Consider the following 5139-nt stretch of genomic DNA (forward strand, 5'->3'; position numbering starts at 1 on the left):
CGATCCCAACCTGGAGGCGCTGATCGAGATTCACGCCACGGGCAGCCGCGATCCGCTGGTGATCCAGAAATTCATCCCGGCTGTGGAGAAGGGCGACAAGCGCATCATCCTGATTGACGGCGAGCCGGTGGGGGCCATCAACCGCATCCCGGCCAGGGGGCAGGTGCGCTCCAACCTGCGGGTCGGGGGCACCGCCGCGCCGGTCGAGCTGACGGCGCGCGACCGCGAGATCTGCGCCGCCATCGGGCCGACGCTGAGGGAGCGGGGCCTGTTGTTCGTCGGCATCGACGTGATCGGGGACTATCTGACCGAGATCAACGTCACCTCGCCCACCGGGGCGCAGCAGATGAAGCGCTTCAGCGGCGTCGACGCCGCCGCCCTCATGTGGGACTCGATCGAGCGTAAGCGCACCGTCTGAAGAATCTTCAGGTTGTGCTGATCCGATAATAGGAGTTGCAGACCTCCGTCGTTCGTGGTCTGTTCCGCCGCGGGTGAGCGGAGGGCGCCGTGGCGGCTCGGGTGGTGACAGTCGCGTTCGAGGGGGTCGAGGCGCGGCGGGTGGACGTCGAGGTCCAGCTGGTCGGCAACGACGGGCCGATCGTCTTCGCCATCGTCGGCCTGCCGGACAAGGCCGTGGCCGAAAGTCGCGAGCGGGTGCGCGGCGCCTTCGCCGGGATCGGCCTGGCCCTGCCGTCGCGGCGGATCATCGCCAACCTCGCCCCCGCAGACCTGCCCAAGGAAGGCAGCCACTTCGACCTGCCGATTGCGATGGCCCTGCTGGCGGCGATGGGGGTGATCGCGCCGGACGCGCTGGACGGCTGGGCCGCGGTCGGGGAGCTGGGGCTGGACGGGCAGATCGCGCGGGTGGGCGGTACCTTGCCCGCGGCGGTGGCCGCCTCGGCCATGGGGCTGGGCCTGATCTGTCCCGAAGCCAATGGACCCGAGGCGGCGTGGGCGGGCGACGTCAACATCCTCGCGCCACGCTCCCTGATCGGCCTGATCAACCATTTCAAGGGCAGTCAGGTTCTTCGCGCGCCGGAACCGGGACCGGTCCGCACCGGACCGGCGGCTCCTGACCTGCGCGAGGTCAAGGGACAGGAGAGCGCCAAGCGGTCGCTCGAGATCGCGGCCGCCGGCGGGCACAACCTGCTGTTCATCGGCCCGCCCGGGTCCGGCAAGTCCATGATGGCCTCGCGCCTGCCCGGCCTGTTGCCGCCGCTGACGCCGCAGGAGCTGCTGGAGACCTCCATGGTCTGGTCGGTGGCGGGGCTGATCGAGCGCGGGGCGCTGACCCGGGCGCGGCCGTTCCGCGCCCCGCACCATTCGGCCAGCATGGCGGCCCTGACCGGCGGCGGACACCGGGCAAAACCGGGCGAGGCCTCGCTGGCGCACAACGGTGTGCTTTTCCTCGACGAACTTCCGGAATATTCGGCGCAGGCGCTGGACTCGTTGCGGGCCCCGCTCGAGACCGGCGAGATCGTGGTGGCGCGGGCAAACGCCCATGTGCGCTATCCGGCCCGGTTCCAGCTGGTCGCGGCGATGAATCCCTGCCGCTGCGGGATCGGCGGCGGCGGCAAGGGGGCTTGCGGCAAGGCCCCGCGCTGCCAGCGCGACTATCAGAACCGCATCTCGGGGCCGATGTTCGACCGCATCGACCTGACGGTCGAGACCCCGCCGGTGACGGCCTCGGACATGGCCCTGCCGCCTCCCGCCGAGGGCACGGCCGAGGCCGCGGCCCGGGTGGCCGCCGCCCGCGCGATGCAGGAGGCGCGCCTGCGGGAAGCCGGGATCGATCCCGCCGTCGCCCGAGATCAGGCCGTCAACGCCCGCGCCTCCGGCGAGACGCTGGACCGGTTCGCCACCCCGGACGCACCGGGGCGAGCGCTGCTGATGCGGGCGGGCGAGGCGGGCGGGCTTACGGCGCGCGGCTGGACCCGGACGCTGCGGCTGGCGCGGACCATCGCCGACCTCGACGGCTGCGACGGCGTCCTGCGGCGGCACGTGGCGGAGGCGCTGATCTACCGCCGCACAACGATCGCGGCGCAGGGGGACTTCGACCGGCAGACCTCGCATCGCCCGGAATCAAACCCGGCGTGGTGACGGAGGCGCCTTACCGATTTGTCATGTGGCCCGCCGCGGACGCGTGGTTAGGGTTCGCCGCGGGAGGATTTCGCATGACCCTGACAGCATCTCTGGCGCTGGCCGGCGCGCTCGCCGCCTGCTCGGCGCAAACCGCCGCGCCGACCGCATCCTCGCTCCGCTTCGAGGACGTGACCGCGACCCACCTGCCGGACTCGCCGCTGCGCAACAGCATGGATGTCGGGGCGGCCGATCTGGACGGCGACGGCGACCTCGACCTGGTGATCCCGCAGGAGTTTCGCCTCAACAAGCTGCTGCACAATCAGGGCGGCGGCCGCTTCGCCGACGCCTCCGACCGGATCCCCGCCTTGTCGCCGGAGGAGATGGCCGGCGGCCCGGCCGGGCTGCAGCAGGTTCCGCTCGTCGGGCACGACAGCGAGGATGTCTCCGTCGCCGACTTCGACCGCGACGGGCTGCTGGACGTCATCATCGTCGCCGAGGATGACGTCCGCTTCGGCCGGACCAATGTGCACGAATACTATCGCGGCCAGCGTGGCGGCGGGCTGGTGCGGCTGCCGTCGTCCCTGCCCGACATGGAAGCCGACGCCGTGGCGCACGGCGATATAGACGCCGACGGCGATCTGGACCTGATCATCGCCGGAGCGGGGCAGGACCGGCTGCTGATCAACGACGGCCGCGGCGCCTTCGCGGACGAGACCGCCTCACGCCTGCCGCCGGAGGACCGCACGACCCAGGACGCCGAGTTCGCGGATCTGGACGGCGACGGCGATCTGGATCTGGTGCTGGGAAAGGAGGGCGGCCACGCCTTGTGGCTGAACGACGGATCCGGCCGCTTCGCCGAGGCGTCGGACCGCCTGCCGCCCGTCGGCAACGTCGAGGCGCGCAAGGTCACGCCGGCCGACGTGGATGGCGACGGCGATCTCGACCTCTACTTCAGCCATGTCGGTTGGCAGGGGCGCGAGCCGCAGGACCGGCTGCTGATCAACGACGGTCGCGCCCGGTTCGTCGACGGAAGCGCCGACCGCATCCCGGTCGAAACCGGGACGACCCTGACCGCTCGGTTCGCCGACCTCGACGGCGACGCCGACCTCGATCTGGTGCGCGGCGAGCAGGGCCCGCTGACGGTGTGGGCCAACGACGGGTCCGGAGTGTTCACCGACGTGTCGGCGGCGGTGCTGGGCGCCGACCGCGCCGAGGGGCCGAACATCGCCCTGGCGCTGGCCGACTTCGACGGCGACGGCCGGATCGACATCTATGTCGGTCAGCTGAGAGCCGGGCGGCCTGACCCCGCCATCCGCGATCGACTTTTGCTTAATCGTGGCGGTTGAGCCGGCCTTAAGGGATTTGTCTCCATGGTGCCGATCGAGGGAGATCGGGCATGGCGCGTCAGGGTATCGAAACGGCGGGGGCGGCGGATCAGGCGCAGACGTCGCAGGAACAGCAGTTCCTCAGGCTGATGAGCCACGAGATGCGCACGCCGCTGAACGGCGTCATCGGCATGCTCGGGCTTCTGCAGCGGACCCGGCTCGACGGCGCCCAGCGCGCCTATCTGGAATCCGCCCGCTCGTCGGCTGAGCATCTGCTGGGTCTGGTCAACGACCTGCTGGACTACGCCCGTCTCGAGGCCGGCAAGCTCGAGTTCGACGCCGCGCCCGTCGATCTGGAATCGCTGGTGCGGGGCGTGGCGGAGCTGCTGAGCCCGCGCGCCCACGAAAAGGGCCTCGAGATCGTCTGGTCGGTGGCGCCCGACGCGGTCGACATCGTCGCCGACGAGGGCCGGCTGCGCCAGGTGCTGTTCAACCTCGCCGGCAATGCGGTCAAGTTCACCGAGAGCGGCGGCGTCAGCATCACGGTCGAGCGCGTCAACGGGGCGGCGTCTCGGCCGAAGCTCGCCTTCATCATCGACGACACCGGCCCCGGCGTGCCGGTCGAGGCGCGCAAGCGGATCTTCGAAGAATTCGGCCACGTCGACGCCTCCGACGCCAGCCGCTTCGGCGGCGCCGGCCTCGGCCTCGCCGTGGTCGCCAAGCTGGCCACCGCGATGAAGGGCAGCGTTTCGGTCGGCGATCGTCCGGCCGGGCCAGGCGCGCGCTTCCGCTTCGAGGCGGCTTTCCCCGCCGTGAAGGGCGCCGATCGCGGCCAGCCGCTGGCCGGTCACGCGGTCGCCGTCGTCACGCCCGACCCCTTCGTCCAGGCCGCGGCCGCCGCCCAGATCGCGGCGTCCGGCGGCAAGGTGGCCCCCGACGCCGCCGTGGTGCTGATGGACCACGCCGCCCGCGCGGCAGGCTGCGGGCTGGCCGCGCGCCCGGCGCACGGACGCGGGATCATCCTGTTGAAGCCCTCCGAGCGCGACCTCATCGCGCGCTACAAGGGCGCCGGCTTCCACGGCTATCTGATCAAGCCGCTGCGGCGCGCCTCGCTGGCCGAGCGCGTGCTGGCCGCAGCCGGCGCGATGACGCTGAAGCCCGGCCTGCCGCCGCCGCCGCCCGCCGACGACGACCGCGTCGCCCTGACGCGGTTCTCGGGCACCCGGGTGCTGCTGGTCGAGGACAATCCGGTCGGCTCGCTGCTGGCCGCGACGCTGCTGCGCCGCGAGGGCTGCGCCGTCGAGACCGCCGCCAGCGGCTACGAGGCCGTCGATGCGATGAAGCGCGCCCGCTACGATCTGGTGTTCATGGACATGCGGATGCCGGGGATGGACGGCCCCAGCGCCGCCCGCGCCATCCGCGCCGCGGGCGACCAGACCCCGATCATCGCCCTGACCGCCCACGCCTTCGCCGAGGATCGCCGCACCTGCCTCGAGGCCGGGATGGACGATCATCTGGTCAAGCCGCTGGAGCTGGAAACCCTCCGCACCTCCCTCGCCCGCTGGACGAACCGGGCGGAGCGCGCCAAGGTCGCCGCCGGATAGGCGACGCGGGGGCGTCACTTCAAGGGACGCCAGATGACGGACCAATCGACCAAGTCTGCGCCGCGCAAGGCGGGCGCGACGGATGTCTTCAAGGCGCTGGGTCGTGGCCGGGTTTTGATCACGCTGCT

At 71.7% G+C, this 5139-nt stretch carries 3 protein-coding genes and 1 pseudogene; all 4 read left to right on the forward strand.

Going from position 1 to position 5139, the window contains the following annotated elements:
• A pseudogene (locus VGB60_RS10630) lies at positions 1–418 on the forward strand (glutathione synthase); the annotation flags it as partial.
• Between the two features lie 89 nt (positions 419–507).
• Positions 508–2100: a YifB family Mg chelatase-like AAA ATPase gene (locus VGB60_RS10635; RefSeq protein WP_331038236.1), complete on the forward strand. Its 1593-nt coding sequence runs from the start codon at positions 508–510 to the stop codon at positions 2098–2100.
• Between the two features lie 74 nt (positions 2101–2174).
• A complete protein-coding gene (locus VGB60_RS10640; protein ID WP_331038237.1) occupies positions 2175–3428 on the forward strand; it encodes a VCBS repeat-containing protein in 1254 nt (417 codons plus the stop codon).
• A 50-nt stretch (positions 3429–3478) separates the two neighbouring features.
• Positions 3479–5011, forward strand: coding sequence for a response regulator (locus tag VGB60_RS10645; RefSeq protein WP_331038238.1), 1533 nt, complete (start codon positions 3479–3481; stop codon positions 5009–5011).
• Positions 5012–5139 lie beyond the last annotated feature (128 nt).

The sequence above is a fragment of the Brevundimonas sp. genome, from assembly GCF_036399195.1.
Lineage (GTDB): Bacteria > Pseudomonadota > Alphaproteobacteria > Caulobacterales > Caulobacteraceae > Brevundimonas.

Excerpts from the sequence above, each read along its gene's own strand:
- VGB60_RS10640 (WP_331038237.1), top strand. The coding sequence starts at position 2,175 with ATGACCCTGACAGCATCTCTGGCGCTGGCCGGCGCGCTCGCCGCCTGC.
- VGB60_RS10645 (WP_331038238.1), top strand. The coding sequence starts at position 3,479 with ATGGCGCGTCAGGGTATCGAAACGGCGGGGGCGGCGGATCAGGCGCAG.